The sequence below is a fragment of the Halomonas rhizosphaerae genome (assembly GCF_030012485.1).
Classification (GTDB): Bacteria; Pseudomonadota; Gammaproteobacteria; order Pseudomonadales; family Halomonadaceae; genus Halomonas; species Halomonas rhizosphaerae.
Genome location: NZ_JASCQQ010000039.1, coordinates 168,215 through 193,007 on the forward strand (window position 1 = coordinate 168,215; position 24,793 = coordinate 193,007).

Below are 24,793 nucleotides of genomic sequence, written 5' to 3' on the forward strand. Positions count from 1 at the left end.
CAGGATCCATGAACAACGCACAGCTCAACGAACTCAAGCAGCGCTACGTGGCCAACGGCGCCGCGAGCCCGGCCACCCAGTTTGCCGACCGCGCCGAGAACGCCCTGGTGTGGGACGCCGACGGCAATCGCATCATCGACTTCGCCGGCGGCATCGGCGTGCTCAACATCGGCCACCGCCATCCCAAGGTGGTCCAGGCGGTCAAGGACCAGCTCGACAAGGTAATGCACACCTGCCAGACCGTGATGCCCTACGAGGGCTACGTGAAGGTGGCCGAAAAGCTCAGCCAGGTCACCCCGGTCCGCGGCCACGCCAAGGTGATGCTGGCCAACTCCGGGGCCGAGGCGCTGGAGAACGCCGTCAAGGTCGCCCGTGCCGCTACCGGCAAGAACAACGTGATCTGCTTCGACGGCGGCTACCACGGTCGTACCTTCATGACCATGGCCATGAACGGCAAGGTCGCGCCCTACGCCACCGACTTCGGCTCCATGCCGGGCAACGTCTTCCGTGCCCCCTACCCCGTGCCCTACCACGGGGTCAGCGAGGACGAGGCCCTGCGCGGCCTGAAGATGGCGCTCAAGACCGATGCCAACCCGCGCGATACCGCGGCCATCGTGCTGGAGCCGGTGCTCGGCGAGGGCGGCTTCTATCCGGCGCCGGCGAGCTTCCTCAAGGCGATCCGCGAGATCTGTGACGAGCACGGCATGCTGATGATCGTCGACGAGGTGCAGTCCGGCTTCGGGCGCACCGGCAAGATGTTCGCCATCGAGCACAGCGGCGTCGAGCCCGACATCATCACCATGGCCAAGAGCATGGCCGACGGCATGCCGATCTCCGCGGTGGTCGGCACCGACAAGCACATGGACGCCTCCGGCGCCAACTCCCTGGGCGGCACCTACACCGGCAGCCCGGTCTCCTGCGCCGCCACCCTGGCTGTGCTCGAGGTCTTCGAGCAGGAGAACATCCTCGAGAAGAGCCAGGCGCTCGGCGACAAGCTGGCCAAGCGCTTCACCCAGTGGCAGCAGGCGTTCGACTGCATCGACAACGGTCGCAACATGGGCGCCATGGCGGCCATCGACCTCGTCTCCGACAAGGCCAACCACACCCCGGACGCCGACCTGGCCGGCGCGCTGTGCAAGAAGGCCCGCGAGAAGGGGCTGATCCTGCTCTCCTGCGGCCTGTACGGCAACACCATCCGCTTCCTGATGCCGGTCACCATCGAGGATGAGATCCTCGAGGAAGGGCTCGCCATCGTCGAGGAGGCCCTGAAGGAGCTGGTCGGCAGCAAGAGCGCCGCCACCGCCTGACAGGGTTCGACCGGAAGACGGCACCCGCTACCGCCCGGCTGGAGACAGCCGGGCGGTTCGCGTTGGTGGCCCCGGGCCGTTGACGCCATGGAGGCGATTCCCTGCTATGGTCGCAGCGTCTCTATCCCGGCCCCTCGCTCTCCCGCTCGCATATCGGTATGGCACCATGATCCTTCGCACGCTCTCCCTGTTGCGCTCATTGCAGGGCGCTCATCACACGGTCACCGATGCCCAGGCCCGCATCCAGCAGGCTTGTGACTACCGCTGGCTCCGGCGACAGCTGGGCCACGGGATGGTCGGCGCCCGGCAGACCTCCCTGGCCGACGGCACCCCCGCCGTGTCGGTGGTGCTGCCCTTCGTGGCCACCCCCGCGCGGCGTCGCGGGGGACGCTGGCCCGAGGACCCCGATGAACGGGAGCGCTGCTTCGTGGAGGGAGCCCACGCCTGTCGGGCCGCCGGAGCCCCGGGCTATCGCAAGCTGGAGAGCCTCTCCCAGGGGCTGGTGCAGGGCGGCATGGCGGTGCTCAAGGACGCAGCGCGCTTCCAGTACCTGATCGACCATCAGGCCCTGCGGCTCGCCTGGCGGCGCCCGGGTGCCCTGCCGCCCGACCTCGCCCGGCAGCTCGGCCGGCACCTGCCCGACGGCGATGCCGAGCGCCATGGCCTCTTCCTGCTGACCCTCAAGGTGCCCGCCTCGCCCCCCGAGGGCACGCCGAACGGCGTCTGGCTGGACCGCTGCCTGGATCGCTATCGGCGCATCCTGCCCACCCCCGCCGGCTGACGGCCCACGCGAAACCGCCCGATTGTCACCAACCGGGCGGCCATCTCGCGCGTCGGGTCAGGCCGGCTGTCTCAGGCCTTCTTGACCTTGGCGATTATCCAAAGCAGCACCACGGCCCCGACGATAGCGGTGACCAGCGAGCCGATGAAGCCACCGGCTTGCAGGCCCAGCAGGCTGAACAGGCCACCACCGATGACGGCCCCCACCACGCCGACCCCGATATTGCCGAGGAGGCCGAAGCCGCCGCCTCGCATGATATGGCCGGCGATCCAGCCGGCCAGGCCACCGATGATCAACCAGGCAATGATTCCCATGGCATACGCTCCTTTTCCTTGATGAAGGGATTTCGATGGTGCCTTGCCCGGCGCCGAGAGAAAAGCCTCAGAACGCGGAACCGGGCTGGGCGAGAAAGGCCTGCTCCTCGCGGGTAGAGTCCCGCCCGAGTACGGCATTGCGATGGGGATAGCGGCCGAAGCGCGCGATCACTTCGCGGTGGCGGTGCTCGTGGCGCAGGTTCTCTTCCAGCCCCGGCTGGGCGAACAGGCGCATCGCCTCGTCATGGATCGCCAGCGACTCGCTGTGCATGTAGGGCATGAACAGGAAGGCCCGCCAGGGCACGTCCAGCAGCCGATCCGCCCGCTGGGCAACCGCCTCCTGGGCCAGCACCAGGGCCACTGGATCCCAGGCGAAGGCATGCGTCGATCCCCGATGGATATTGCGCGGAAACTGGTCGAGCACGATCACCTCGGCAAGGCGGCCGCGGGCGGATGTCCGCCACTGCCAAAACTCGCCCCGCCCCGCGGCCGAGAGCCAGTCACCGAAGCGCCGTGCGATCTCGGCATCCAGGGCCGGGTCCTTGCGGAACCACTGGGCGGGCGCGAGTTCCCTGAACCAGAAATCGATCACCGCCTCGGGGCGACGCTCTTCCATGCTGGCCTCCTCATCGCCCCGGGGTGGAGCTGATACCATCACAGGTTAGCCGTCCCACCCCCTGCCCACCACCGAAGGGAGCCCCATGACCACTTACGACCTGCTACAGATGCTGGGTTACGTCTTCAACATCCTGGGCCTGCTGGTCTGCATCGGCGGCCTGACCCTGGCCCGCCGCCCGGACCGCCGCCTGCTCGGTCGCAGCCTGGCGGTGCTGGGGTTCGTGATCGCCGCGGCCCCCGTGCTGGTGCAGCTCTTCGGCCTGGTCGAACCCGTGCCGGTGGGTGCCGTGCCGCCCCGCTAGGCGGAATGACATCACCCCTTCAATGTCGGACAATTAGACGAAAGGTGAATGGCGGTGCCGAGTCACGGGACTAGACTCGCCCATCAATCTAGTAAGTTTACCTACATTCTTGCCGCTGCCATCGGGGATGCGGCCGAATTCACGACTCACAAGGATGTTTCCGACATGCATGCCCTGACCCTGGCGTCCTTCCTGTTCTTCACGGGCCTGGTCGCCTTCATCACCTGGCGCATCACGCGCCGCGACGACCACACGACCTCGAGCGGCTTCTTCCTGGCCGGACGCAGCCTGACCTTTCCGCTGATCGCCGGCTCGTTGCTGATGACCAACCTCTCCACCGAGCAGATGGTGGGCCTCAATGGTGCGGCCTTCAGCGACGGTCTCTCCGTGATGGCCTGGGAGGTGGTGGCGGTCATCGCCCTGGTGGCGCTGGCGCTGTTCTTCCTGCCGCGCTTCCTGAGGAGCGGCATCGCCACCCTGCCCCAGCTGCTGGAGCTGCGCTTCGACAAGACCACCCAGCTGATCACCAACATCATCTTCCTGATCGCCTATGCGGTGATCCTGCTGCCGATCATCCTCTACTCCGGCGCCATGGGCCTGCAGGGCATGCTCGACCTGCAGGGGCTCACCGGCATCGAGTCGCCCACCGTGCTGCTGTGGCTGACGGTCTGGCTGGTGGGGCTGATCGGTTCCGTCTATGCCCTGTTCGGCGGCCTGCGCACCGTCGCCGTCTCCGACACCCTCAACGGCGTGGGCCTGCTGATCGGCGGCTTCGTGATCGTCTACTTCGGCCTGCAGGCGGTGAGCGGCGACGGCGGCGTCCTAGAGGGCTGGGCGATCCTCAAGGAGAGTGATCCCCAAAAGCTCAACTCCATCGGGAGCAGCGAGCAGCAGGTGCCCTTCGCGACCCTGTTCACCGGGGTCTTCCTGATCAACCTCTTCTACTGGACCACCAACCAGCAGATCATCCAGCGGACCTTCGCCGCCAAGACCCTCGCCGAGGGCCAGAAGGGCGTGCTGCTGACCGGCTTCTTCAAGCTGCTCGGCCCCCTCTACCTAGTGCTGCCCGGCATCATCGCCTACCACCTCTATGCCGACCAGGGCATCGTCGCCGACGAGGCCTACGGCCACCTGGTGTTCAACGTGCTGCCCGCGCCGCTCACCGGCTTCTTCGCCGCGGTGATGGTCGGCGCCATCCTGTCGTCGTTCAACTCGGCGCTCAACAGCACCACCACCCTGTTCAGCCTCGGCTTCTACAAGGTGGTCCTCAACAAGGACGCCAGCGAGGCGCAGGTGGTGCGCTCGAGCAAGGTCTTCGGCTGGATCATGGCCGTCGCCGCCATGACCATCGCCCCGCTGCTGGCCGGACAGGATAGCCTGTTCGGCTACCTGCAGAAGATGAACGCCATCTACTTCATCCCCATCCTGGCCGTGGTGCTGGTGGGCCTGCTGACCCGTCGCGTGCCGGCCCTGGCGGCCAAGGTGGCCCTAGTGGGCGGCTGTCTGCTGATCTTCGCCGGCTACTTCATCCCGCCCTTCGACAGGCTGCCGGTGGTGATGCACGAGTTCCACTTCGTGGCCAGCGTCTTCGTGCTGCTGGTGGCGGTGATGCTGCTGATCGGCCGGCTGATGCCACGCGAGACCCCCTGGGTCCACGAGGACAGCGGCGCCGTCGACCTGACCCCCTGGCGGGGCGCCATCCCCGCCGGCATCGTGCTGGTGGTCCTGGTGATCGCCATCTACGTGGCCTTCGCCGGCTGACGCGCCAGGGCTACCCGACGCTGCCCCGCCCCGTGCGGGGCAGCGTCGCTTCATGACCTCACGCCTTGTCAGGCGGACGCCCGACCCGCACATTAGGTCAGCATACGACCCTGCAAGGATGCCCCATGCGCACCCCGCTGACCCGTGAACTCCATGACCTGCTCGAGCGCGGCCGCGACCGCCAGCTGCGCCTGGCGGTGACCGGCCTGTCGCGCTCGGGCAAGACGGCCTTTCTCACCTCGCTGGTCAACCAGCTGCGCCATGCCGGCCTCGAGGCGCGACTCGACCTGCTCCCGGTCGCCCGCGAGGGGCGCCTGCTCGGCGCCCGGCGAGTGCAGCAGCAGGACCTCGGCGTGCCGCGCTTCCCCTATGACCAGGCGATGCTGGCCCTGGACGACCAGCCACCGCGCTGGCCCGAGCCGACCCGCGGCATCAGCGAGCTACGCCTGGCGATCCGCTACCGGCCGGCCCGGCGCGGCCTGCTGGGCGGCGAGACACGCCAGCTGACCCTGGATCTGTTCGACTACCCCGGCGAGTGGCTGCTCGACCTGCCGCTGCTGGCGCACGACTACCCGAGCTGGAGCCAGGCCCAGCGACAGGACGTCGGCAGCGAGCGCGCCGCCCTGTTCGCCGACTGGCATCGGGCCGTGGCCGGCCTTAACCCCGACGAGGAGGTCGACGAGGCGCGCCTGGCCGAGATCGCCGAGCTGTATGCGCAGGGACTGCGGGCCGCGCGGGAGGCCGGCTTCGCCGACCTGCAGCCGGGACGCTTCCTGCTGCCCGGGGAGCTCGAGGGGGCGCCGGTGCTGCAGTTCTTCCCCCTGCCGGGCATCGCCGAGGCCGACCCCGCCGAACTCGCCGCCCTGCCGGCCGAGAGCCTCTACGCCACCCTCGCCCGGCGCTTTCGCCACTACCAGCAGCACATCGTCAAGCCCTTCTATCGCGAGCACTTCCGTCGCTTCGACCGCCAGATCGTGCTGGTTGACGTGCTCGGGGCCCTCAACGCCGGGCCGGAGCGCTTTGAGGACCTCTCCCGCGCCCTGTCCAACCTGATGCAGAGCTTCGACTACGGCCGGCGCAGCCTGCTGACGCGGCTGTTCGCCCCGCGCATCGACCGCCTGGCCATTGCCGCCACCAAGGCCGACCATGTCACCCCCGAGCAGCACGGCCGGCTGGTCGCCCTGCTCGAGGCCCTGCTCGCCGACCCGCTGAAGGACCTGCGTTTCGCCGACGTGCCGGTCCGGGCCCTGTCCCTGGCGGCGATCCGCGCCACCCAGAGCCGCGAGGTGAACCAGCAGGGGCGACGCACCCCGGCCCTGCGCGGCACCACCCTGGCCGGCGAGTCGCTGCTGCTGTTTCCCGGCGAGGTCCCCGACCGGCTGCCGGGGGCGGACTTCTGGGCTCGCCAGGGCTTCGACTTCACGGCCTTCCGCCCCCTGCCCCGCGAGAAGGGGGCGCCGCTGCCGCACATCCGCATGGATGCCGCCCTGGACTGGCTGATCGGAGACAAGCTGTCATGACCCCTTCCCGCGAACAGGACCCACGCCCGGGCGAGCGCTTCACCTTCGATGACGCGCCGCCCCCGGAGGCCGACGCCCGAGATCCCCGGCCCGGGCGGCACTTCGAGGCCGGGCTGCCGAGCCAGCCCCTGGCCGACCCCCAGGCCGATGCGGCCCCCGGCGAACAGGCGCTGGGGGATGCCCTGATGCGCCCGCGCAGGCGGCGGTGGGGGCTGCTCGCGCTGCTCGGCGGCAGCCTGAGCCTGGGCGCGGTGGAGGCCGGCCGGACCCTGCAGGCCGCCAGCCTCGGCGGCGACTGGCTGGCCGGCGGCTGGAGCCTGCTGCTGCTGCTGGCCCTGGGGCTCGGCGGCTCGGCCCTGCTGCGCGAGCTGTGGCGCCTGCGCCGCCTGGCCCGCCACGCCCGGCTGCGCGAGCGCCTCGCCGCCCTGCCCGAGGCCACCCCGGCCCGGGCGCAGTCGCTGGGGGACCAGCTGCGCCGCGACCTCGGCCTGGACGACGACCACCCCCACTGGCAGGCCTTCCTGGCCGCCCGCGAGCCCCACCATGACGGGCGCGACACCCGGGCACTGCTCACCCATCACCTGCTCGCCCCCCGCGACCGGGAGGCCCGCCGACTGATCTCGCGGATGTCCGGCGAGACGGCGGTGATGGTGGCGGTGAGCCCCCTGACCCTGGTCGACATGGCGCTGGTCGCCTGGCGCCACCTGGCGATGATCGACCGCCTGTGCCGCCTCTACGGGCTGGAACTGGGCTATGCGGCACGCCTGCGGCTGCTGCGCAGCGTGCTCTACCAGATGGCCTTCGCCGGGGTCAGCGAGATCGCCAGCGAGGCGAGCATGCAGATGCTGTCCATGGACCTGGCCGGCAAGCTCTCGACGCGTGCCGCCCAGGGCCTCGGCGTCGGACTGCTGGGGGCACGGCTGGGGCTGCGCACCCAGCGCCTGGCCCGGCCGCTGGACTTCGCCGCGGAGGAGGCCCCCCGCATGGCCGACCTGCGCCGCGACCTCTGGCAGCAGCTGCGCCGCCTGGAGGCCGGCGAGGAAAAGGCGAAGGCGCGCCATCCTTGATGCGGATCATGACACCGCGCAAGCGGGGAGCTAGGCTCCTCGGTAGGTACCCCTACCATCACCCCTGAAGGATGCCACCATGTTCCACTCCATCCTGGTTCCCATCGACGGCTCCGAGCACGCCAAGAAGGCGCTGTCCGTGGCCTGCCAACTCGCCCGGCAGGAAGGCGCCGCCCTGCACCTGCTGCACATTCCCGAGGAACTCGCCCACGAGACCACACTGGTGTGGGGCATCGGCGCCATCGCCGTCGAGGCCTCGCGGCAGGAACGCGAGGCGGCCGGCAAGCAGGTCGTGGACCGGGCCGCCGAGGCGGCCCGTGAGCTCGGCGCCACCGACATCGAGACGGTCATCGGCCAGGGCGACCCGGCCCGCACCATCATCAGCGAGGCCCGCCGCCGGGGCGTGGATGCCATCGTCATGGGCAGCCGGGGCCTGAGCGACCTCAAGGGGCTGGTGGTCGGCAGTGTCTCCCACAAGGTCAGCCACGCCGCCGACTGCACCGTGATCACGGTCCACTGACCCCAGGCGACGAACAAGCCATCGACGGCGCCCGCGGGCGCCGTTATGCGTTCATGAGAGGTAGAAGCGCTCGCGCAGCCAAGTGGCCACGGCCTGGTCATCGTGATGGCCGATGCGCTCGGCCCCGGGAAGCCGGCTGGCCAGGTCGGGATGGGCATTGGCCATGAGGTGGGCCTCGCCGGCCAGGGTGAGCATCTCGGTATCGTTGAGGTTGTCGCCGAAGGCCAGGCACGCCTCGGGGCCGAGCCCCAGGCGCTCGAGCAGTGCGGCGAGGGCGGTACCCTTGTTCACCCCCTCGGCCATGATCTCCAGGGACGTGGCCATCGACCAGGTCAGGTGAAGCCGCGCGCCATGGCGAGCGCGGATCGTCGCTTCCAGCCGCCTGACCTCGTCCGGCTCGCCGATATAGAGCACCTTGCCGACCCCCTCGCCGTCGAGCTCACCGGGGTCGGCGACCCGGTAGCCGAAGCCGGTGTGGGCATGCAGCGCCAGCAGGCCAGGCGCCTCGGCATCGATCAGCCACTCGTGCTCGTGGTAGAGGTTGAGGCGCACCTCGGGAGGACGCGGCAGGGCGATCAGCGCCCGGGCCAGTGAGGCCTCCAGGTGGCGGGCGGTGACCAGGCGGCCTTCGGTGTCGTGGAGATAGGCGCCGTTGGTGCTGATCACGTGCACCGGCACACCCAGACGCTCGCGGAAGCGCTGCATGTCCCGGAAGTGTCGGCCCGAGGCAAATGCCAGATGGTGGCCCTGCCCCGCCAGTGCCCGCAGGGTGTCGACGGTCGTCGGGTGCAGGTCATGGTCGGCTCCGAGCAGGGTGCCGTCGAGGTCGGAGACGATCAGTCGTGGGGTCATGGGGCCTTCCGCATGTCGTGAAGCCTTCAAGGCTACCGAAGGCGCCCCGCCCTGTCTTCCTTGGCTCGCGCCGGCCGCTCCTGGCCCCGGGAAGCGTTCACCGGGCGCCACCCCCTCGCCTTTGGCCGGGGCGCCATCGCAAGTGACTGATTCCGTTTGGTGCCCCGGCACGCCGTTTGGCGCCACGGTCGCGAATCCGTATAGTGACCCCCCTACCCGCCAACCGATCGTGACCATGCTGCAGAACAACTCGGCGCTTGCCCAGCTCAAGCAACAGATCCGCTCCAACACCCCTCGCGTCGAGGGCGTGATCAAGGCCACCGACAGGGGCTTCGGTTTCCTCGAGACCGACGACGGCAACTCCTACTTCGTGCCGCCCCCCGCCATGAAGCTGGTGCTGCATGGTGACCGCGTCGAGGCCATCCTCCACGAGGAGGGTGACAAGACCTCGGTCGAGCCCGACACCCTGATCGAGACCGGCATGCAGCGCTTCATCGCCAGGGTGCAGAAGCGCGACGGTCGACTGGCGGTGATTCCCGATCACCCCTCGATCAAGACCGCCCTCAAGGCCCGCATCAAGCGAAGCCTCGACGAGGCGAGCATCGCCGACGGCGACTGGGTGGTGGCCCGCCTGGTGCGCCACCCCCTCAAGCCCGACGATCGCGCCTTCTTCACCCAGATCGACGAGCTGGTGGCCAAGACCGACGACCCGGCCGTGCCGTGGCGCGTGACCCTGGCCCGCCATGCCCTCGAGCAGGAGTGCCCGGACGCCGGCCATGACTGGCCGCTGCGCGACGAAGGCCTCGAGCGCGAGGACCTGACCGCCGAGCCCTTCTTCACCATCGACGGCGAGAAGACCCGAGACATGGATGACGCCCTGCGCATCCGCTCCCGCGAGGAGGGCGGCTGGTCGCTGACGGTGGCCATCGCCGACCCCACCGCCTACGTGGAGGAGGGGCATGCCGCCGACCTGGAGGCCCGCACCCGCGCCTTCACCGTCTACCTGCCGGGCCAGAACGTCACCATGCTGCCCGAGCAGCTGGCCGACGACCTCTGCTCGCTGTGGGAGGACAAGGATCGCCCGGTACTGGCCTGCACCCTGGAGGTCGGCGCCGACGGCAGCCTCGGCGACTATCGCTTCTTCGCCGCCACCGCGCGCTCCCATGCCAAGCTCGCCTACGACCGGGTCTCCGACTGGCTCGAGGGTCAGGGCGACTGGGCGCCGGTTGATGCGATCGGCGAACAGCTCAAGGCACTCGAAGCCATGACCGAGGCGCGCAGCGCCTGGCGGGCGGCCCACGCCCTGGTGTTCAAGGACCGGCCCGACTTCGTCTTCGACCTGGACGAGGCCGGCAACGTGCTGGACATCCGCACCGAGCATCGGCGCATCGCCAACCGCATGATCGAGGAGTCGATGATCGCCGCCAACGCCTGCTGCGCGCACCTGCTCGCCGAGCACGTCGGCCACGGCATCTTCAACGTCCACCGCGCCTTCGAGCCGGAGAAGGCCGAGGCCGCCCAGGAGTTCCTGGCCAGCCAGGACATCCAGGTGGAGCGCGAGCAGCTCACCGAGCTGCCCCGCTACACCGAGCTCAAGCGCGAGCTCGAGGGCCGCGACGACGCCTGGCTGGATGCCCGCCTGCGCCGCTTCCAGGGCTTCACCAGCATGTCCGCCCAGCCCGGCCCGCACTTCGGCCTGGGGCTGGCCGCCTATGCCACCTGGACCTCGCCGATCCGCAAGTACGGCGACATGGTCAACCACCGCCTGATCAAGCGAGTCCTCAAGGGCGAGCAGGCCCCGGCCGAGGCCAGCCAGCAGCTCACCGAGCAGCTCACCGAGCGCCGCCGGCTGAACCGCATGGCCGAGCGCGACGTCAAGGACTGGCTCTATGTGCGCTACCTGACCCCGGCCGCCGAGGCCCAGGAGAGCTTCGAGGCCGAGGTCATCGCCGTCAACCGCGGCGGCATGCGGGTGCGCCTGACCGCCAATGGCGCCACCGCCTTCATCCCGGCCCCGCTGATGCACAGCGACCGCACCAAGGTGGCGATCGACGACAAGGAGGGACGCGTCCAGATCGAGGGCGAGGAGCGCTTCAAGCTCGGCGACGTCATCCGCGTGGTGCTGACCGAGGCCCGCGAGGAGACCCGCTCGCTGGTGGGTCGTCCGGCCGACTGAGCCTCTGCCGTCACGCCTTCGACACCTGCCTGGTGTCGAAGGCTCCACGCTCCAAGGGTAACCTCATGGCCTGAGCCGTGTTGAACGCCTATGCCTTCTCAGCTGCTGTAACGACGCTGCTTCTCCGCCGTCCAGTCGATGGCCGGGGTGCGCATGCCGTGCCCGCCCCGGTAAGGCGCATACGCCGGCGGCTCCCAGCCCGCCAGCAGTGACGGCGCCAGCCGAAAGACCTCGACGCCGATGGGATGGCAGGTTGCCAGAGGATCGCGGGCGTCGGGGCCCCACAGGTCGACCGACAGGTCCCCGCCCGGGCAGCACGACAGCGCGCACAGCAGGTCGACCTCGGCGAACAGCTCGATATAATCGCCCTCGCGGGCCGGACAGGCCTTCATGAAGTACTGGTCATCGTCATTGAGTCCGGTGCACTGGAAGACATTCAGCACGTCATGCACGTCGAACTCGGTGAGCCCGAAGGGAGCCACCGCACGCACCAGATTGGAATGACAGTGATGGTCGAAGTCCTCGCCGGTCAGCAGCTTGTTGACGTAGGGGTCGCAGCGCGTCCCCAGCAGGTCATGGACGCGTCCACCGTCGACGTCCATGCCGTAGCCCGCCAGGGTATCGTCGATGATGGTCGCCATGGGCCGCAGATAGGGTAGCGACGACCACAGGCGATCGAACGTCGACACATGGGCCCGCTGCAGCTGGCGAGTGCGTGAGGCCCAGAAGCGCTCCCGCGGGTTATGGCGATGCCATAGGTTGAGATCTCCCACCTGCGGCCCCTCCAGCGTCGAGAGACGCAGCACATGGCCGGCCGGCACCTCCCAGGCCAGTCCCTCGCGGATCGGCACGACCCACTGATTGACGCTCGCTCTCGCCGCTGGCGCCGTCAGCCGGGCATAGAAGTCGCGGTCCACGTCGAGAATGGAGCCTTGCGTGGCGCGATAGGCGGCGGGCACCTTTGCCATTACCCTGTCTCCTTGGCTAGTCGAGCGATACCCGACAGCTAGTGAATGGTGTCAAGGGGCTCACGACTGCCAGATGACGCCTCAGCTCATGCTGCGCTCGTCCCGCCGATGGCAAAAGAAGAAGCGCAGCATCTCCTTCGCGGCATCGGGCCCGCTGGGATCGGTATAACTTCCATGCGCGCTCCCCCCCGACCAGGCGTGACCCGCGCCGTGTACCTGCCACTGCTCCAGGCGTGGCTCACCCTTCGCATCGTGATGCGTCGTACGGGTATAGGCATGGCCTTCGGCCACCTGCCCCTGCTCCACCGTTACCCTGGCGTTGCCCTCACGGTGGCTTGCCGTCTTGTCCTCCCTGCGCGTGGCGGCGTACTGGGCGGCAACGCGATCCGCATTGCTGGGATGCACGGTCGTGTCCCGGTCGCCATGAAAGATGATGGCAGGCACCTCCGACGCCCACCCTGAGGCTCGCGCTGTGCCGCCACCCCCGAGGGGCCTCGTGCCCCCCTGCATCGCCCCCAGGGCATCGGGAAGACTCTGGGCAACGCCATGGGGCAGACCGGAGTGCACGCCCACCGCCGCAAAGAGATCCGGATAAGTCATCGCAAGTGTCGTTGCCATGGCCGCACCCGCCGAGAGTCCCGCGACGTAGACCCGGCTCGCATCGAGCCCGTGCATGTCGATGACCTGACGGGTCATGCCGGCAAGGATGGCTGGCTCACCGCCCTCGCGCTGCTGGTCGTCGGCCTTGAACCAGTTCCAGCACTTCGAACTGTTGGCGGTCATCGGCTGGGCCGGATAGAGCACGCAACACGGCTGCTCTTCGGCCAGCCGATTCATGGAGGTCCCTGCAGCGAAGTCGTCCGGATCCTGCGTACAGCCATGCAGCATGACCACCAGCGGCAGTGCCTGCCCGTGATAGCCACTGGGGAGATACAGCTTGTACTCGCGCGTGCCGGCCTGATTGGCAAAGCCACCGGCGGTGAACGTGCCGGGCGCCGCTGGCGCGCTGGTGCGTCGAGCCTGCTCCGGCTGCTGCACCACGGTCTCACGCAAGTGGCGCCACTTGTCGCGCCAGGCAGAGGGCAGCCCGACATCACCGCCCGGGAAAATCCCCCTGGTCGCCTGACGAGCATGGTCAAATGCCGTGGATTGCGCCGCTCCCGCTGACGGCTCCCCTCTTCGGTGCGACCCCGACTCAGCGGACGCTGACCTCGACGCCGGCGCCTCCCCGTCGATGACCTGGCAGGTCCCCTCGAAGGTATTGCCCGCGCGGTTCGGTTCTTCCGGCGTTGGCTCGCCCCTCGCCACTCCTCTCCCCCCGGGCACGGCGCCCTGCAGGATGGCCATGGCCTCGTGCAGCTTCCCGGCGCGGGTGAGCCGTGTTGCGTCTTCCATTCGTCGCGTCATGGTGGCGTCGATCATCGTCGCTCTCCCCAATTCAATGATTCAGTGGATCCGATCCGCCAGGGCGGCCTTGACCGCCGCGCTGGCATGCAGGGCGCCCAGCACGACCACCGACTCGATGGTGGCGCGAGCAAGCTCCGGTGGTACGTCGTCGGCGATGCTGGCCATGCCCAGGACCTGTATCTGCAACGTCTCTCCTGCCGACTGGAGGGCCTCCAGGTCCGTGCGACTGTAATGCTCGAGCCCCAGCACGAAGGCCTTGCGGGTCACGGTCTCCCTGACCACCTCGGCATGGGTCGCCAGCTGGTTGCGGATGGCCGTGCGGATCAGGTCGGTGCGATTGGAATAGAACCCTTCCTGGACCAGCAGATCGATCTGCCCCAGGTCGACGACCCCCAGGTTGATGGTGATCTTCTCACTGGAATCGCCGGACTTGCGGCGAAGCTCATGGACGCTCATGTGGTGTACCTCGTTGGCCCAGGAGGGGAGACTCCCCCTCCTGGTAGTCAACAACCATCTTTATGGATTCCATATACCATCCATATGGATGGTATAGTAGGCCAACCGGGGCAATAGTCAAGACGTGGGCAGACGAAGACGACCCACCGAGTGATAGGCCGTCAAGCACCTCAAACAACAAGGACACCCAGCGGGTGCCCTTCAAGGACGCCATGCCCGAAGGCGGCGCCACGTATTTACCCGCTTGCCGGCCGGTCGCTTGCTTTTGCGTTCAGGGGTGCCTAGTCGGCCCGCATGGCCCGCGAGAGCGTGTCTTCCAGCGGTCTGATCAGGTAGCCGGCCAGGGTACGCTCTCCGGCCTGCAGCCTCACCTCGGCCGGCATCCCGGCCCGCAGCGGCATTGCCTCCAGGCTCTCCCCGGTCTCTTCCTCTTCGTCGATCCGGACCCGGGCCCGGTAGAAGCGCCGTCCCGAGCCCTCGTCCCTCACGCTGTCGGCGGAGAGCCGCACGACCCGCCCGTCGATGCTACGGGTACGACGTCGATTGTAGGCCGTGAACCGGATCTCGGCAGGCTGCCCTACCGCCACACGGTCGATATCGTGGTCGGCGACCCGCGCCTCGACCACCAGGGGATCCGTGTCGGGCACCAGTTCCATCAGGGTGGCCCCCGGTTCGATGACCGCACCCGCGGCATGCACCGCGAGGCCGACCACACTCCCGGAGACCGGGGCCGTGATCACCGCTCTCCGCCGTTGCTCCTGGAGACGGGCCAGTCGCTCCTCGACATCGGCGACCCGCCGGCGCGCCGCATGGAGGGCCTCGCCGACTTCCTCCCGGAAGGCCTCGCGGCGTCTCTCCGTGAGCCGGACATTCTCCGCGATGCGTGAGGCGAGGCGGATCCGCTCCAGGCGGTAGCCCTCGACGCGCCCCTGCTGCTCCAGCAGTGCCCGCTCCAGCTCGTTGAGCCGCTGCCGGTCACCCAGCCCGTCCCGGTAGAGCGAGCCCAGGGCCTCCACCTCCTCACGCAGGTTGTCGAGGCTGCGCTCGCCGATGTCCGCCTGGGTCGCGAGCCCCGCGACACGCTCCCGCAGCCGGTCGTTCTGCTGCGCAAGGGCCTTTCGCTCCTTCACCTGGGCGAGGCGTCGAACATGGAAGAGCCCGAGCTGCACCTCCTTGGCCCGGCGGGCCTTCGGGTCCTCGGCCTCGCCGAGTGCCGGCGGAAAGGTCGGGCGCGCCTCGCCTTCCCGCTCGGCCGCCAGCCGCGCCTCTGCTGCCAGGGCCAGGCGAAGGTGGGTGCGGGCGATCTCCAGCCGCCGTTCGAGCAGGGTGGTCTCCAGCACCACCAGCGGTTCGCCCTGCGCCACACCGTCGCCTTCCGCGGCGGTGACCCGGGCGACGACTCCGCCGGTGGGATGCTTCACGGCCTTGTTGGAGGAGGCTGCCACCAGTTGGCCGGGGGCGATGACCGCCACCGCCAGGTCGGCCGTCACCGCCCAGCCACCGACACCGCCCAAGCAGACCAGCAGCACGAGCAGGCCGAAGCGGCGCGCCCAGCGGTCATCGACGGGGGGAGACGACACGCCAGTACCGTCGAGATCCTGACTCATGGCGCGCCAGCCCCTGACGTCCCCTCGCGCTGACCGGCGAGATGCGCCAGTACCCGATCCCTGGGACCGTGGAGGGCGACGCGACCGCCTTCCAGCACCAGCAGCGTATCCACCTGTCGGAGCACCCGCGTGCGGTGACTGATCACCACCAGGCTGACGCCCTCCTCCCGCAGCAGCTGCAGGCTCCGGGACAGGGCCCGCTCGCCCTCCAGGTCCAGGTTGGCATTGGGCTCGTCGAGTACCACCAGCACCGGGTCACCATGCAGTGCCCGGGCCAGGCCAAGACGCTGGCGCTGGCCGGAGGAGAGCGGGTTCCCCGCGGTCGAGAGCCGGGTATCGTAGCCATCGGACAGACGCAGGATCGTCTCGTGTAACCCGGCACGCCGGGCCGCCGCGATCACCCGCTCGGACCTGACCTCCCCGAACCGGGCAATGTTCTCGGCGACGGTGCCATCGAAGAGTTCGATGTCCTGGGGCAGGTAGCCGACGTGGGGACCGAGCGCCTCCCGGTCCCAGCGGGCGATGTCGGCGCCATCCAGGCGCACGGTCCCCACCTGGGCGGGCCAGATGCCGAGCAGGACGCGCATCAGCGTCGACTTGCCCGACGCGCTGGGCCCGATCACCCCGAGCTGCTCGCCCGACGCGATGGAGAGGCTCACGCCTTGCACGACCGGCTCCCGGCTACCCGGCGGACCGGCCGTGACGGCCTCCGCCACCAGGCGGCCGGCCGGTCTCGGCAAGGCCATCCGCTCATCTTCCGGCTCACTACCGGTCAGCAGCCTCTGGAGGCGACGGTAGGCCGTCCGTGCGCCCACCAGGTCGCGCCAGTGGGACGCCATCTGGTCCAGCGGGGCCAGGGCACGCCCCATCAGGATGGAGGCCGCGATCATCATGCCCGGCGTGATCTCCTCCTCGAGCACCAGCAGGGCCCCGAGGCCCAGGATCAGGGACTGGAAGAGCAGCCGCAGCACCCGGGTCAGGCCGGAAAGGATCCCGGCGCGGTCGCTGGCACGTGACTGCGTCGCCAGCCAGCGGCGCTGGTCGCCCTGCCAGCGACGGCCGAGGGCGGGGCCCATCCCCATGCCCTGCAGCACCTGGGCATGGCGCAGGTTGGTCTCCGCCCTGCCCCTTGCGCGGGCCTGCTCGTCGCCGGCCGCCTGGAGCAGGCCGCGGGTGAGCCGTTCAGCAAGCAGCAGCAGGAGCAGCAACACGGCCCCCGACAGCAGGGCGAAGGTGCCGAGCCAGGGGTGGAACAGGAACAGCAACGCCAGGTAGAGCGGTACCCAGAAGGCATCGAACAGCGCGACGAGGCCACCGCCGGCCAGCGCCTGTCGCAGGGCAGACAGGTCATCGAGCGGCCAGGCGGTAGGCGTGGCCTGGCGCAGGGCGCGCGCCACCATGGTCCGGTGGAGCCCCTCGTCCAGGCGGGTCTCGAGGCGATTGCCCACCCGGACCAGCACCCGGGCCCGCACCCCTTCCAGCAGGCCCATCACCGTGAAGAGGAAGAGCACCACCAGGGTCAGCAGCAGCAGCGTCTCGCGGCTGCCCGTGGTGATGACGCGATCGTAGACCTGCAGCATGTAGAGCGCCGGGGTCAGCATCATCAGGTTGATCACCAGGCTGAATCCCCCCACCCACAGCAGGGATGGGCGACAGGCACGCAGCACTGATGGCAGGGACGGCTGCAGCATCTCCTTCATGATTTTCGACGCATTAATTGACGATGAATCATTGGTTTTCGACACTAGCATTTCTAGATTGATGGGAGACGATACGCCACATTCATCCTGGCTTAAAGCACACATTGAATTACATGAATTGTACCTAAATAGAGACACAATAAACTGATAGGAAAGGGATATTCCTGAAGGGCACTAAGGCATTCCAGGTAAAACCGTCTCTAAGCCGCGACAACAAGGAGCTTTATCATGGCCACCTCCCGCGACATCGATACCGGAACGTCGGCCGATGAGATCAACGACTTGATCCGCGATGCCGAGCCGGGCACGACCCTGAGACTCGCCGCCGGCAACCATGCCCTCGACGATACGCTGCGGGTCGAGCGCTCGGATATCGCCCTGGTGGGGGCCGGGGCCGGCGACACCACCCTGACCTTCAGCGACCGCGCCCTGGAGCGAAACGATGACCATGCCATCCACCTGGACGGCTTCCGCACGCGCTTCCAGGGCCGGCTCGAGAGCGGCGTCGACGAGGGAGACCGGCGCCTCTCGCTGGATCGCGACCATGGGCTGGCCGCCGGAGACACCGTGAGGCTCTGGCAGGACAACGACGATGACTTCTTCGATGCCATCGGTGACACCTCCTGGCGCCGGGTGGAGTATGCCGAGCTGCGCACCAGCATGGCCCGGGTCGAGGCCGTGGAGGGCAACGACATCGTGCTGGATCGCGGGGTGCACTTCGCCTTCGAGGGGGGCGAGACGCGGTTGGCCCGCCTGGACAGCGTCGACGACGTCAGGCTGGAAGGCTTCAGCGTCGCCTTCGAGCTGGGCGAGCCCGATCCGGGCACCTTCGAGAACACCCTGAATGCGCTGAGCGGCTATAATGCCGTGCTGCTGGAGGGCACCGTGGGCACGCACCTGGCCGACCTCGAGGTCCGCGATGGCCCCTCCACCGCCTTTCGCTTCTCCAAGACCCTGGACCCCGTGGTCGAGGAGCTCGGGGCCCATGGCGCCTTCAACAAGGGCAGCGGCGGCAACGGCTATGCCGTGGAACTCCACGAGAGCTATGACGGCACCTTCACCGGTCTCATGGATTCCGGCATGCGTCACGGCCTGACCTTCGCCTCCTGGCGCTCCTCGGTGGGAAACGACATCGAGGTGGCCTTCACCGATCGCGATATCAACTTCCATGGCGGCCAGGATCACGACAATCGCGTGCGAGTCGAGCAGTCGATCCGCGACCCCGAGACGGACGACCTCTCCCCCTCGCTGTGGATCAACCAGGGAGGCGAGAGCTTCGGCGCCATCACCGACGCCGAGGCCAACGAGGTGATCTTCGACTACCTGATCGGCTCCCGCCGCTCGGATGAGATCGAGGGGTCCGACGACGGCGTCTACCTGAATGGCGGTTCGGGTCACGACAGCCTCACCGGCGGTGCCGGCAATGACATCCTTCAGGGCGGCCCCGGCAACGACTGGTACGACGGCACCGACCTCCTGGATGGCGGCGCGGGGGTAGATACCGCCCGCTATACCGAGGACTACGGCGATCACCAGGTGTTCATGGGCGAGGAGGAGACCCTCATCCTCGGCCGGGGCAGCCATGACACCCTGGTCGACATGGAGTTTGCCGTGTTCGGGGACGGCACCACCCTGCACCTGGCCTCGGGCAACGCCTTCCGCGGCGAGCCGCTCGAACGCCCCGAGCCGGATGCCGTGCTGGAGGGTGGTAACCTGCTGCCGGGGGTGATCGATGAAGATACCGAGCTGCTGGTCACGGGCAACACGACCAGCAGCTGGTCCTCGGGCTATGTGGCGGAGCTCTTCGTCGAAAACCTCTCCGACGAGGAGATCGTCGATCCTCGGGTGCGCTTTGACCTGCCCGCGCAGATCGACACGGTGTGGAACGGTCGCGTCGAGAGCTCCGATGGCGGCTATCGCGTGCGCGACGATGATCCCGGCACCCTCGAGCCCGGCGAGGCCTGGCGCTTCGCCTTCAAGGCCTACGGCGACGACCAGTCCCTCCCGGATACCCTCCAGGCCGAGGCGAACGGGGCCAGTCTCCGGGTCCAGCTGCTGGGCATCGGCGACAGCCCGGTCGAGGAGGTGGCCGGCTGAGCCACGGCCTCGGGCGGCCACATACGCGAAGAGGGCACCCGAAGGAGGTGCCCTCTCGCGTTGCCGTCGGTTGCCGGAGAACGGCTTACCAGCCGGTCGCTGCCTTCAGCGCATCGCCGATCTCGGCCAGCGAACGCACGGTCTTCACGCCTGCGGCTTCCAGGGCGGCGAACTTCTCGTCCGCGGTGCCCTTGCCGCCGGCGATGATGGCACCGGCATGGCCCATGCGCTTGCCGGGGGGCGCGGTGACGCCGGCGATGTAGGAGACCACCGGCTTGGAGACGTTGGCCTTGATGTAGGCCGCTGCCTCTTCCTCGGCGGTGCCGCCGATCTCGCCGATCATCACGATCGCCTCGGTCGCCGGATCCTTCTCGAACTGCTCGAGGATGTCGATGAAGTTGGAGCCCGGGATCGGGTCGCCGCCGATGCCCACGCAGGTGGACTGGCCGAAGCCGTGGTCGGTGGTCTGCTTGACCGCTTCATAGGTCAGGGTGCCGGAACGCGACACGATACCGACCTTGCCCGGCTTGTGGATGTGCCCCGGCATGATGCCGATCTTGCACTCGCCCGGGGTGATCACGCCGGGGCAGTTCGGGCCGATCAGGCGCACGCCCAGTTCGTCGCACTTCACCTTGACGTCGAGCATGTCCAGGGTCGGGATGCCCTCGGTGATGCAGACGATCAGCTTGATGCCGGCATTGGCCGCCTCGAGGATGGAGTCCTTGCAGAACGGGGCCGGCACGTAGATCACGCTGGCCTCGGCGCCGGTCTCGGCCACGGCTTCCTTGACGGTGTTGAAAACCGGCAGGCCCAGGTGCTCCTGGCCGCCCTTGCCCGGGGTCACGCCGCCGACCATCTGGGTGCCGTAGGCGATCGCCTGCTCGGAGTGGAAGGTCCCCTGTCCGCCGGTGAAGCCCTGGCAGATGACCTTGGTGCTCTTGTCGATCAGGATGCTCATTACTTGCCCTCCGCTGCCTTGACGACCTGCTGAGCCGCATCGGTCAGGCTGGTAGCAGCGATGATGTTCAGACCGCTGGACGCCAGCTTCTCGGCACCCAGCTCGGCGTTGTTACCTTCCAGACGCACCACCACCGGCACGTTGACACCGACCTGCTCGACGGCGCCGATGATGCCCTCGGCGATCATGTCGCAGCGCACGATGCCGCCGAAGATGTTGACCAGCACGGCCTTCACGGAATCGTCGGAGAGGATGAGCTTGAAGGCCTCGGCCACACGCTCCTTGGTGGCACCGCCGCCCACGTCGAGGAAGTTGGCCGGCTGGCCGCCGTTGAGCTTGATGATGTCCATGGTGCCCATGGCCAGGCCGGCGCCGTTGACCATGCAGCCGATGTTGCCTTCCAGGGCCACGTAGTTCAGCTCCCAGGCGGCCGCCTCGGCCTCGCGCTCGTCTTCCTGGGACGGGTCACGCATCGCCTGCAGGTCCGGGTGGCGATACAGGGCGTTGCCGTCCAGGTTGATCTTGGCGTCGAGGCAGTGGAGGTTGCCCTCGTCGGTCACCACTAGCGGGTTGATCTCGAGCAGGGCCAGGTCCTTGTCGTGGAACAGCTTGGACAGGCCCAGGAAGATCTTGGTGAACTGCTTGACCTGGTTGCCGGAGAGGCCCAGGGCGAAGGCCAGCTCACGCGCTTGGTACGGCTGGGCGCCGACCAGCGGGTCGATCTCGGCCTTGAGGATCTTCTCGGGAGTCTCTTCCGCGACCTTCTCGATCTCCACGCCACCCTCGGTGGAGGCCATGAACACCACGCGACGGGTACCACGATCGACCACCGCGCCCAGGTAGAGCTCGTTGGCGATGTCGGTGCAGGTCTCGACCAGGATCTTGGTGACCGGCTGACCGTTCTCGTCGGTCTGGAAGGTCACCAGGTTCTTGCCCAGCCAGGATTCGGCGAAGGCCTGGGCCTCCTCCGGGCTCTTGATCAGCTTGACGCCACCGGCCTTGCCGCGGCCACCGGCGTGGACCTGAGCCTTGACCACCCACTTGTCGCCACCGATCTTCTTGCAGGCTTCCGCAGCCTCCTCGGGGGTGTCGACGGCGAAGCCCTTGGAGACCGGCAGGCCATAGTCGGCAAACAGCTGCTTGCTCTGATACTCGTGAAGGTTCATCGATTCATGCCATTGGTTGCATGTGACTCGAACGATGACGCGGCTCGCAGCCTCTGGGCAGCGGTCGCCGTGTCACCACCGTTCGCCTCCGATACTTGGCCGGAAGCGATGCGCCACCTGCCGGTGGCGCTTGTTGTCCTTACTTCTTCTTCTTGCGGTTGGCCATGTGGATGGCATGACCTTCCACCGCCAGGGCGGCCTCGTGCACCGCCTCCGACATGGTCGGGTGGGCGTAGCAGGTCAGCGCCAGGTCCTCGGCGCTGGAGCCGAATTCCAGGGCGATCACGCCCTGTGCGATCATCTCGCCGGCATGCTGGCCGACGATATGCATGCCCAGCACGCGGTCGGTCTCGGCATCGGCGATGATCTTGGCCTGGCCCTCGGTGGCATTGTTGGCCATGGCGCGGCCGCTGGCGGCGAACGGGAATGCACCCGTCTTGACCTCGATCCCCTTGGCCTTGGCCTCCTGCTCGGTCAGGCCCACCCAGGCCACTTCCGGGAAGGTGTAGATGACGTTGGGGATGGCGTCGTAGTTCATCTCGGCCTTGTGGCCGGCGATGATGTCGGCGACCATCACGCCCTCTTCCGAGGCCTTGTGGGCCAGCATCGGGCCGCGCACGCAGTCGCCGATGGCGTAGACGCTCGGCACGCTGGTGCGACACTGGTCGTCGACGTGGATGAAGCCACGCTCGTCGGTCTCGATACCCACGCCATCGGCGATCACGCCCTGGGTGTAGGGCTTGCGGCCGACACAGACGATCAGCTTGTCGAAAGTCATCTCCTGCTCGCCCTTGGCGTCGGTGTACTTGACGACCACCTCCTCGCCCTTGACCTCGGAGCCGGTGACCCGCGCCCCCAGCTTGATGTCCAGGCCCTGCTTCTTGAGCAGCTTCTGGGTCTCCTTGGCGATGGCACCGTCGACCATGGGCAGGAAGTCATCCACGGCCTCGAGCACGGTGACCTCGCTGCCCAGGCGGCTCCACACGCTGCCGAGCTCCAGGCCGATGATGCCGGCACCGATCACGCCCAGGCGCTTGGGGGTCTCCTGGAACTCCAGGGCGCCGGTGGAATCGACCACCAGGCCTTCCTTCAGCGGGGTCGGCGGGATCTCCACCGGCACGGAGCCAGCCGCAACGACGATGTTGTCGGCGTCATAGGTGGACGCCTTGCCGTCCTGGTCGGTCACCTCGACCTGCTTGGAGGAGACCACCTTGCCGGTGCCCTCGATGGCCGTGACGCCGTTGGCCTTGAACAGACCGGAGATGCCGCCGGTCAGGTTCTTCACGATCTTGTCCTTGCGGGCCATCATCTTCTTGACGTCCATGTTGACGTCGCCCGCCTCGATGCCCATGTCGGCGAAGTCGTGCTTGGCCTCGACGAACTTGTGGGAGGCCTCGAGCAGCGCCTTGGACGGGATGCAGCCCACATTCAGGCAGGTACCGCCGTGTACGACCTTGCCTTCCTTGCCGATCCACTTCTCGACACAGGCGACCTTCAGTCCCATCTGGGCGGCACGGATGGCGGAGACGTAGCCGCCGGGGCCCGCACCGATCACGATCACATCAAACTTGTCAGCCATGTTGGCTCCTTCGTTGCTTGTCGCTGAAGAACGTAGTGGGTCCGGTGGCTCAGATGTCCAGCAGCAGGCGTGCCGGATCCTCGAGCAGCTCCTTGATGGTGACCAGGAACTGTACCGCATCCTTGCCGTCGATCATGCGGTGGTCGTAGGAGACCGCCAGGTACATCATCGGCCGGATCTCGACCTTGCCGTTCACCGCCATCGGACGTTCCTGGATCTTGTGCATGCCCAGGATCGCGGTCTGCGGCGGATTGATGATCGGCGTGGACATCAGCGAGCCGAAGATGCCGCCGTTGGTGATGGTGAAGGTACCGCCCTGCATCTCGTCGATGCCGAGCTTGCCGTCACGGGCCCGCTTGCCGAAGTCGACGATGCCCTTCTCGACGTCGGCGATCTTCATGCTGTCGGTGTCACGCAGCACCGGGACCACCAGGCCACGGTCGGTGGAGACGGCGACGCCGATATCCTGGTAGCCGTGATAGACGATGTCGGTGCCATCGATGGAGGCGTTGACGTCCGGGAAGCGCTTGAGGGCCTCGCTGGCCGCCTTGACGAAGAAGCCCATGAAGCCGAGCTTGACGTCGTGGGCCTTGAGGAAGGTGTCCTTGTACTGGGCCCGCAGATCCATCACCGCACCCATGTCCACTTCGTTGTAGGTGGTCAGCATGGCGGCGGTCTGCTGGGCCTGGACCAGGCGCTTGGCGATGGTCTGGCGCAGGCGGCTCATCGGCACGCGCTTCTCGGGGCGCTCGCCCTCCACGGCCGGGGCGGCGGCGGCAGCGGCCTGGGCACCACCGGCCGGCTTGGCCGCCTTCTTCGCAGCGCCTTCCTTCACTGCCCGCTGCACGTCCTCCTTGAGGATGCGGCCGCCCTTGCCGGTGCCCTCGATGGCATTGACGTCGAGGTCGTGCTCGGCGACCAGCTTGCGCGCGGCCGGGGCGAGGATCTTGTCGCCCACCTTCTCGTCGCTCGCCCCGTCGTCGGCGGAGGCCGGCGCCTTCTCCTCGCTGGGCGCGGCAGCGGCGCCGCCGGCGCCTTCGCTGAAGGTCGCCAGCACCTGCTCGGAGGTGACCTGGCTGCCCTCCTCGGCCTTGATCTCGGCGAGGGCACCGTCGGCCGGGGCGACGACCTCGAGCACCACCTTGTCGGTCTCGATCTCGGCCAGCACCTCGTCGCGCTTGACCGCCTCGCCGACCTTCTTGTTCCAGCTGGCCACGGTGCCTTCCTGAATCGACTCGGGGAAGGTCGGGGCCTTGACTTCGTGGGTCTTGCCACCGGCCGACGGCTTGGCCTCGGCGTCGTCCTGCTTCTCGGCCTTGGCATCAGCCTTCTGCTCGGCCTTGGCATCCTTCTTGGCCGCCGGCTTGTCGCCGCCTTCGGCCTTGCCCTCGCCGATCCTGCCCAGCACCTGCTCGGACTCCACGGTGTCGCCCTCTTCCACCAGCACCTCGCTGAGGGTGCCGGCCTCGGGGGCCACGACCTCTAGCACCACCTTGTCGGTCTCGATCTCGACGATCAGCTCGTCACGCTCGACGCTGTCGCCGGGCTTCTTGTGCCAGGCCGCCACACTGCCCTCGGCGACGGATTCCGGAAAGGTGGGTGCCTTGATATCGGTAGCCATGTCGTATCCCTTGTCT

General features: G+C 68.1%; 21 protein-coding genes. 9 read left to right on the top strand and 12 right to left on the bottom strand.

From position 1 onward, the window contains the following. Positions 1 to 8: 8 nt before the first annotated feature. Complete coding sequence (gene gabT, locus QLQ86_RS19345; RefSeq protein ID WP_282818092.1) at positions 9 to 1,307, top strand: 4-aminobutyrate--2-oxoglutarate transaminase; 1,299 nt, start codon at positions 9 to 11, stop codon at positions 1,305 to 1,307. A 166-nt stretch (positions 1,308 to 1,473) separates the two neighbouring features. Further along, positions 1,474 to 2,088 carry a hypothetical protein gene (locus QLQ86_RS19350; RefSeq protein WP_282737007.1) on the top strand — a complete coding sequence of 205 codons (615 nt, stop codon included), beginning with the start codon at positions 1,474 to 1,476 and terminating at the stop codon, positions 2,086 to 2,088. 71 nt (positions 2,089 to 2,159) lie between these two features. Here QLQ86_RS19350 and QLQ86_RS19355 read toward each other — a convergent pair whose 3' ends face one another. Further along, positions 2,160 to 2,402, bottom strand: coding sequence for a GlsB/YeaQ/YmgE family stress response membrane protein (locus tag QLQ86_RS19355; RefSeq protein WP_282818093.1), 243 nt, complete (start codon positions 2,400 to 2,402; stop codon positions 2,160 to 2,162). A gap of 67 nt (positions 2,403 to 2,469) precedes the next feature. Then, positions 2,470 to 3,018, bottom strand: coding sequence for a DUF924 family protein (locus QLQ86_RS19360; protein WP_282737005.1), 549 nt, complete (start codon positions 3,016 to 3,018; stop codon positions 2,470 to 2,472). Between the two features lie 85 nt (positions 3,019 to 3,103). Here QLQ86_RS19360 and QLQ86_RS19365 point away from each other — a divergent pair, with 85 nt between their 5' ends. From QLQ86_RS19365 to QLQ86_RS19385, 5 genes are all read left to right on the top strand, one after another. Next, positions 3,104 to 3,322, top strand: a complete 219-nt coding sequence (locus QLQ86_RS19365; protein WP_282818094.1) for a hypothetical protein — start codon at positions 3,104 to 3,106, stop codon at positions 3,320 to 3,322. Positions 3,323 to 3,487: 165 nt separating this feature from the next. Next, complete coding sequence (locus QLQ86_RS19370) at positions 3,488 to 5,083, top strand: solute:sodium symporter family transporter (protein WP_282818095.1); 1,596 nt, start codon at positions 3,488 to 3,490, stop codon at positions 5,081 to 5,083. Between the two features lie 125 nt (positions 5,084 to 5,208). Further along, positions 5,209 to 6,603, top strand: a complete 1,395-nt coding sequence (locus QLQ86_RS19375; RefSeq protein WP_282737002.1) for a YcjX family GTP-binding protein — start codon at positions 5,209 to 5,211, stop codon at positions 6,601 to 6,603. Continuing rightward, positions 6,600 to 7,670 carry a TIGR01620 family protein gene (locus tag QLQ86_RS19380; protein WP_282737001.1) on the top strand — a complete coding sequence of 357 codons (1,071 nt, stop codon included), beginning with the start codon at positions 6,600 to 6,602 and terminating at the stop codon, positions 7,668 to 7,670. Before QLQ86_RS19375 ends, QLQ86_RS19380 begins: the two co-directional genes overlap by 4 nt. A 79-nt stretch (positions 7,671 to 7,749) precedes the next feature. Then, positions 7,750 to 8,190 carry a universal stress protein gene (locus QLQ86_RS19385; protein ID WP_282737000.1) on the top strand — a complete coding sequence of 147 codons (441 nt, stop codon included), beginning with the start codon at positions 7,750 to 7,752 and terminating at the stop codon, positions 8,188 to 8,190. A 51-nt stretch (positions 8,191 to 8,241) separates the two neighbouring features. Here QLQ86_RS19385 and QLQ86_RS19390 read toward each other — a convergent pair whose 3' ends face one another. Further along, positions 8,242 to 9,042 (bottom strand): Cof-type HAD-IIB family hydrolase, encoded by an 801-nt coding sequence (locus QLQ86_RS19390; RefSeq protein ID WP_282736999.1) that lies wholly within the window; start codon positions 9,040 to 9,042, stop codon positions 8,242 to 8,244. A gap of 235 nt (positions 9,043 to 9,277) precedes the next feature. Here QLQ86_RS19390 and QLQ86_RS19395 point away from each other — a divergent pair, with 235 nt between their 5' ends. Further along, positions 9,278 to 11,218, top strand: coding sequence for an exoribonuclease II (locus tag QLQ86_RS19395; protein ID WP_282818096.1), 1,941 nt, complete (start codon positions 9,278 to 9,280; stop codon positions 11,216 to 11,218). 98 nt (positions 11,219 to 11,316) lie between these two features. Here the strand turns inward: QLQ86_RS19395 and QLQ86_RS19400 are convergent, their stop codons facing one another. The 5 genes from QLQ86_RS19400 to QLQ86_RS19420 form a co-directional block, all read right to left on the bottom strand. Beyond that, positions 11,317 to 12,186: an urea carboxylase-associated family protein gene (locus QLQ86_RS19400; protein ID WP_282818097.1), complete on the bottom strand. Its 870-nt coding sequence runs from the start codon at positions 12,184 to 12,186 to the stop codon at positions 11,317 to 11,319. An 81-nt stretch (positions 12,187 to 12,267) separates the two neighbouring features. Then, positions 12,268 to 13,608 (bottom strand): extracellular catalytic domain type 1 short-chain-length polyhydroxyalkanoate depolymerase, encoded by a 1,341-nt coding sequence (locus tag QLQ86_RS19405; protein ID WP_282818098.1) that lies wholly within the window; start codon positions 13,606 to 13,608, stop codon positions 12,268 to 12,270. Between the two features lie 24 nt (positions 13,609 to 13,632). Next, entirely contained in the window at positions 13,633 to 14,049 is a 417-nt protein-coding gene (locus QLQ86_RS19410) for a CopG family transcriptional regulator (protein WP_282736995.1), read from the bottom strand. A gap of 281 nt (positions 14,050 to 14,330) precedes the next feature. After that, on the bottom strand, positions 14,331 to 15,656 hold the full coding sequence (locus QLQ86_RS19415) for an HlyD family type I secretion periplasmic adaptor subunit (protein WP_282818099.1): 1,326 nt from the start codon (positions 15,654 to 15,656) through the stop codon (positions 14,331 to 14,333). Continuing rightward, on the bottom strand, positions 15,653 to 17,356 hold the full coding sequence (locus QLQ86_RS19420; protein WP_282818100.1) for a type I secretion system permease/ATPase: 1,704 nt from the start codon (positions 17,354 to 17,356) through the stop codon (positions 15,653 to 15,655). Before QLQ86_RS19420 ends, QLQ86_RS19415 begins: the two co-directional genes overlap by 4 nt. Before the next feature lie 228 nt (positions 17,357 to 17,584). On the opposite strand from QLQ86_RS19420, the gene QLQ86_RS19425 reads away from it, so the two are divergent. Then, positions 17,585 to 19,453 carry a cellulose binding domain-containing protein gene (locus tag QLQ86_RS19425; RefSeq protein ID WP_282818101.1) on the top strand — a complete coding sequence of 623 codons (1,869 nt, stop codon included), beginning with the start codon at positions 17,585 to 17,587 and terminating at the stop codon, positions 19,451 to 19,453. Between the two features lie 85 nt (positions 19,454 to 19,538). Here QLQ86_RS19425 and sucD read toward each other — a convergent pair whose 3' ends face one another. The 4 genes from sucD to odhB all read right to left on the bottom strand — a co-directional run bounded on the left by sucD (position 19,539) and on the right by odhB (position 24,777). Then, complete coding sequence (gene sucD / locus QLQ86_RS19430) at positions 19,539 to 20,411, bottom strand: succinate--CoA ligase subunit alpha (protein WP_282736994.1); 873 nt, start codon at positions 20,409 to 20,411, stop codon at positions 19,539 to 19,541. Beyond that, positions 20,411 to 21,577: an ADP-forming succinate--CoA ligase subunit beta gene (gene sucC, locus QLQ86_RS19435; protein WP_282736993.1), complete on the bottom strand. Its 1,167-nt coding sequence runs from the start codon at positions 21,575 to 21,577 to the stop codon at positions 20,411 to 20,413. Before sucC ends, sucD begins: the two co-directional genes overlap by 1 nt. Positions 21,578 to 21,716: 139 nt before the next feature. Then, positions 21,717 to 23,156, bottom strand: coding sequence for a dihydrolipoyl dehydrogenase (lpdA, locus tag QLQ86_RS19440; protein WP_282736992.1), 1,440 nt, complete (start codon positions 23,154 to 23,156; stop codon positions 21,717 to 21,719). 49 nt (positions 23,157 to 23,205) lie between these two features. After that, on the bottom strand, positions 23,206 to 24,777 hold the full coding sequence (gene odhB / locus QLQ86_RS19445; protein ID WP_282736991.1) for a 2-oxoglutarate dehydrogenase complex dihydrolipoyllysine-residue succinyltransferase: 1,572 nt from the start codon (positions 24,775 to 24,777) through the stop codon (positions 23,206 to 23,208). Positions 24,778 to 24,793 lie beyond the last annotated feature (16 nt).

Bases quoted from the DNA above. Each gene is read 5' to 3' on its own strand.
- gabT (WP_282818092.1), top strand. From the start codon at position 9: ATGAACAACGCACAGCTCAACGAACTCAAGCAGCGCTACGTGGCCAAC.
- QLQ86_RS19350 (WP_282737007.1), top strand. From the start codon at position 1,474: ATGATCCTTCGCACGCTCTCCCTGTTGCGCTCATTGCAGGGCGCTCAT.
- QLQ86_RS19355 (WP_282818093.1), bottom strand. From the start codon at position 2,402: ATGGGAATCATTGCCTGGTTGATCATCGGTGGCCTGGCCGGCTGGATC.
- QLQ86_RS19360 (WP_282737005.1), bottom strand. From the start codon at position 3,018: ATGGAAGAGCGTCGCCCCGAGGCGGTGATCGATTTCTGGTTCAGGGAA.
- QLQ86_RS19365 (WP_282818094.1), top strand. From the start codon at position 3,104: ATGACCACTTACGACCTGCTACAGATGCTGGGTTACGTCTTCAACATC.
- QLQ86_RS19370 (WP_282818095.1), top strand. From the start codon at position 3,488: ATGCATGCCCTGACCCTGGCGTCCTTCCTGTTCTTCACGGGCCTGGTC.
- QLQ86_RS19375 (WP_282737002.1), top strand. From the start codon at position 5,209: ATGCGCACCCCGCTGACCCGTGAACTCCATGACCTGCTCGAGCGCGGC.
- QLQ86_RS19380 (WP_282737001.1), top strand. From the start codon at position 6,600: ATGACCCCTTCCCGCGAACAGGACCCACGCCCGGGCGAGCGCTTCACC.
- QLQ86_RS19385 (WP_282737000.1), top strand. From the start codon at position 7,750: ATGTTCCACTCCATCCTGGTTCCCATCGACGGCTCCGAGCACGCCAAG.
- QLQ86_RS19390 (WP_282736999.1), bottom strand. From the start codon at position 9,042: ATGACCCCACGACTGATCGTCTCCGACCTCGACGGCACCCTGCTCGGA.
- QLQ86_RS19395 (WP_282818096.1), top strand. From the start codon at position 9,278: ATGCTGCAGAACAACTCGGCGCTTGCCCAGCTCAAGCAACAGATCCGC.
- QLQ86_RS19400 (WP_282818097.1), bottom strand. From the start codon at position 12,186: ATGGCAAAGGTGCCCGCCGCCTATCGCGCCACGCAAGGCTCCATTCTC.
- QLQ86_RS19405 (WP_282818098.1), bottom strand. From the start codon at position 13,608: ATGATCGACGCCACCATGACGCGACGAATGGAAGACGCAACACGGCTC.
- QLQ86_RS19410 (WP_282736995.1), bottom strand. From the start codon at position 14,049: ATGAGCGTCCATGAGCTTCGCCGCAAGTCCGGCGATTCCAGTGAGAAG.
- QLQ86_RS19415 (WP_282818099.1), bottom strand. From the start codon at position 15,656: ATGAGTCAGGATCTCGACGGTACTGGCGTGTCGTCTCCCCCCGTCGAT.
- QLQ86_RS19420 (WP_282818100.1), bottom strand. From the start codon at position 17,356: ATGAAGGAGATGCTGCAGCCGTCCCTGCCATCAGTGCTGCGTGCCTGT.
- QLQ86_RS19425 (WP_282818101.1), top strand. From the start codon at position 17,585: ATGGCCACCTCCCGCGACATCGATACCGGAACGTCGGCCGATGAGATC.
- sucD (WP_282736994.1), bottom strand. From the start codon at position 20,411: ATGAGCATCCTGATCGACAAGAGCACCAAGGTCATCTGCCAGGGCTTC.
- sucC (WP_282736993.1), bottom strand. From the start codon at position 21,577: ATGAACCTTCACGAGTATCAGAGCAAGCAGCTGTTTGCCGACTATGGC.
- lpdA (WP_282736992.1), bottom strand. From the start codon at position 23,156: ATGGCTGACAAGTTTGATGTGATCGTGATCGGTGCGGGCCCCGGCGGC.
- odhB (WP_282736991.1), bottom strand. From the start codon at position 24,777: ATGGCTACCGATATCAAGGCACCCACCTTTCCGGAATCCGTCGCCGAG.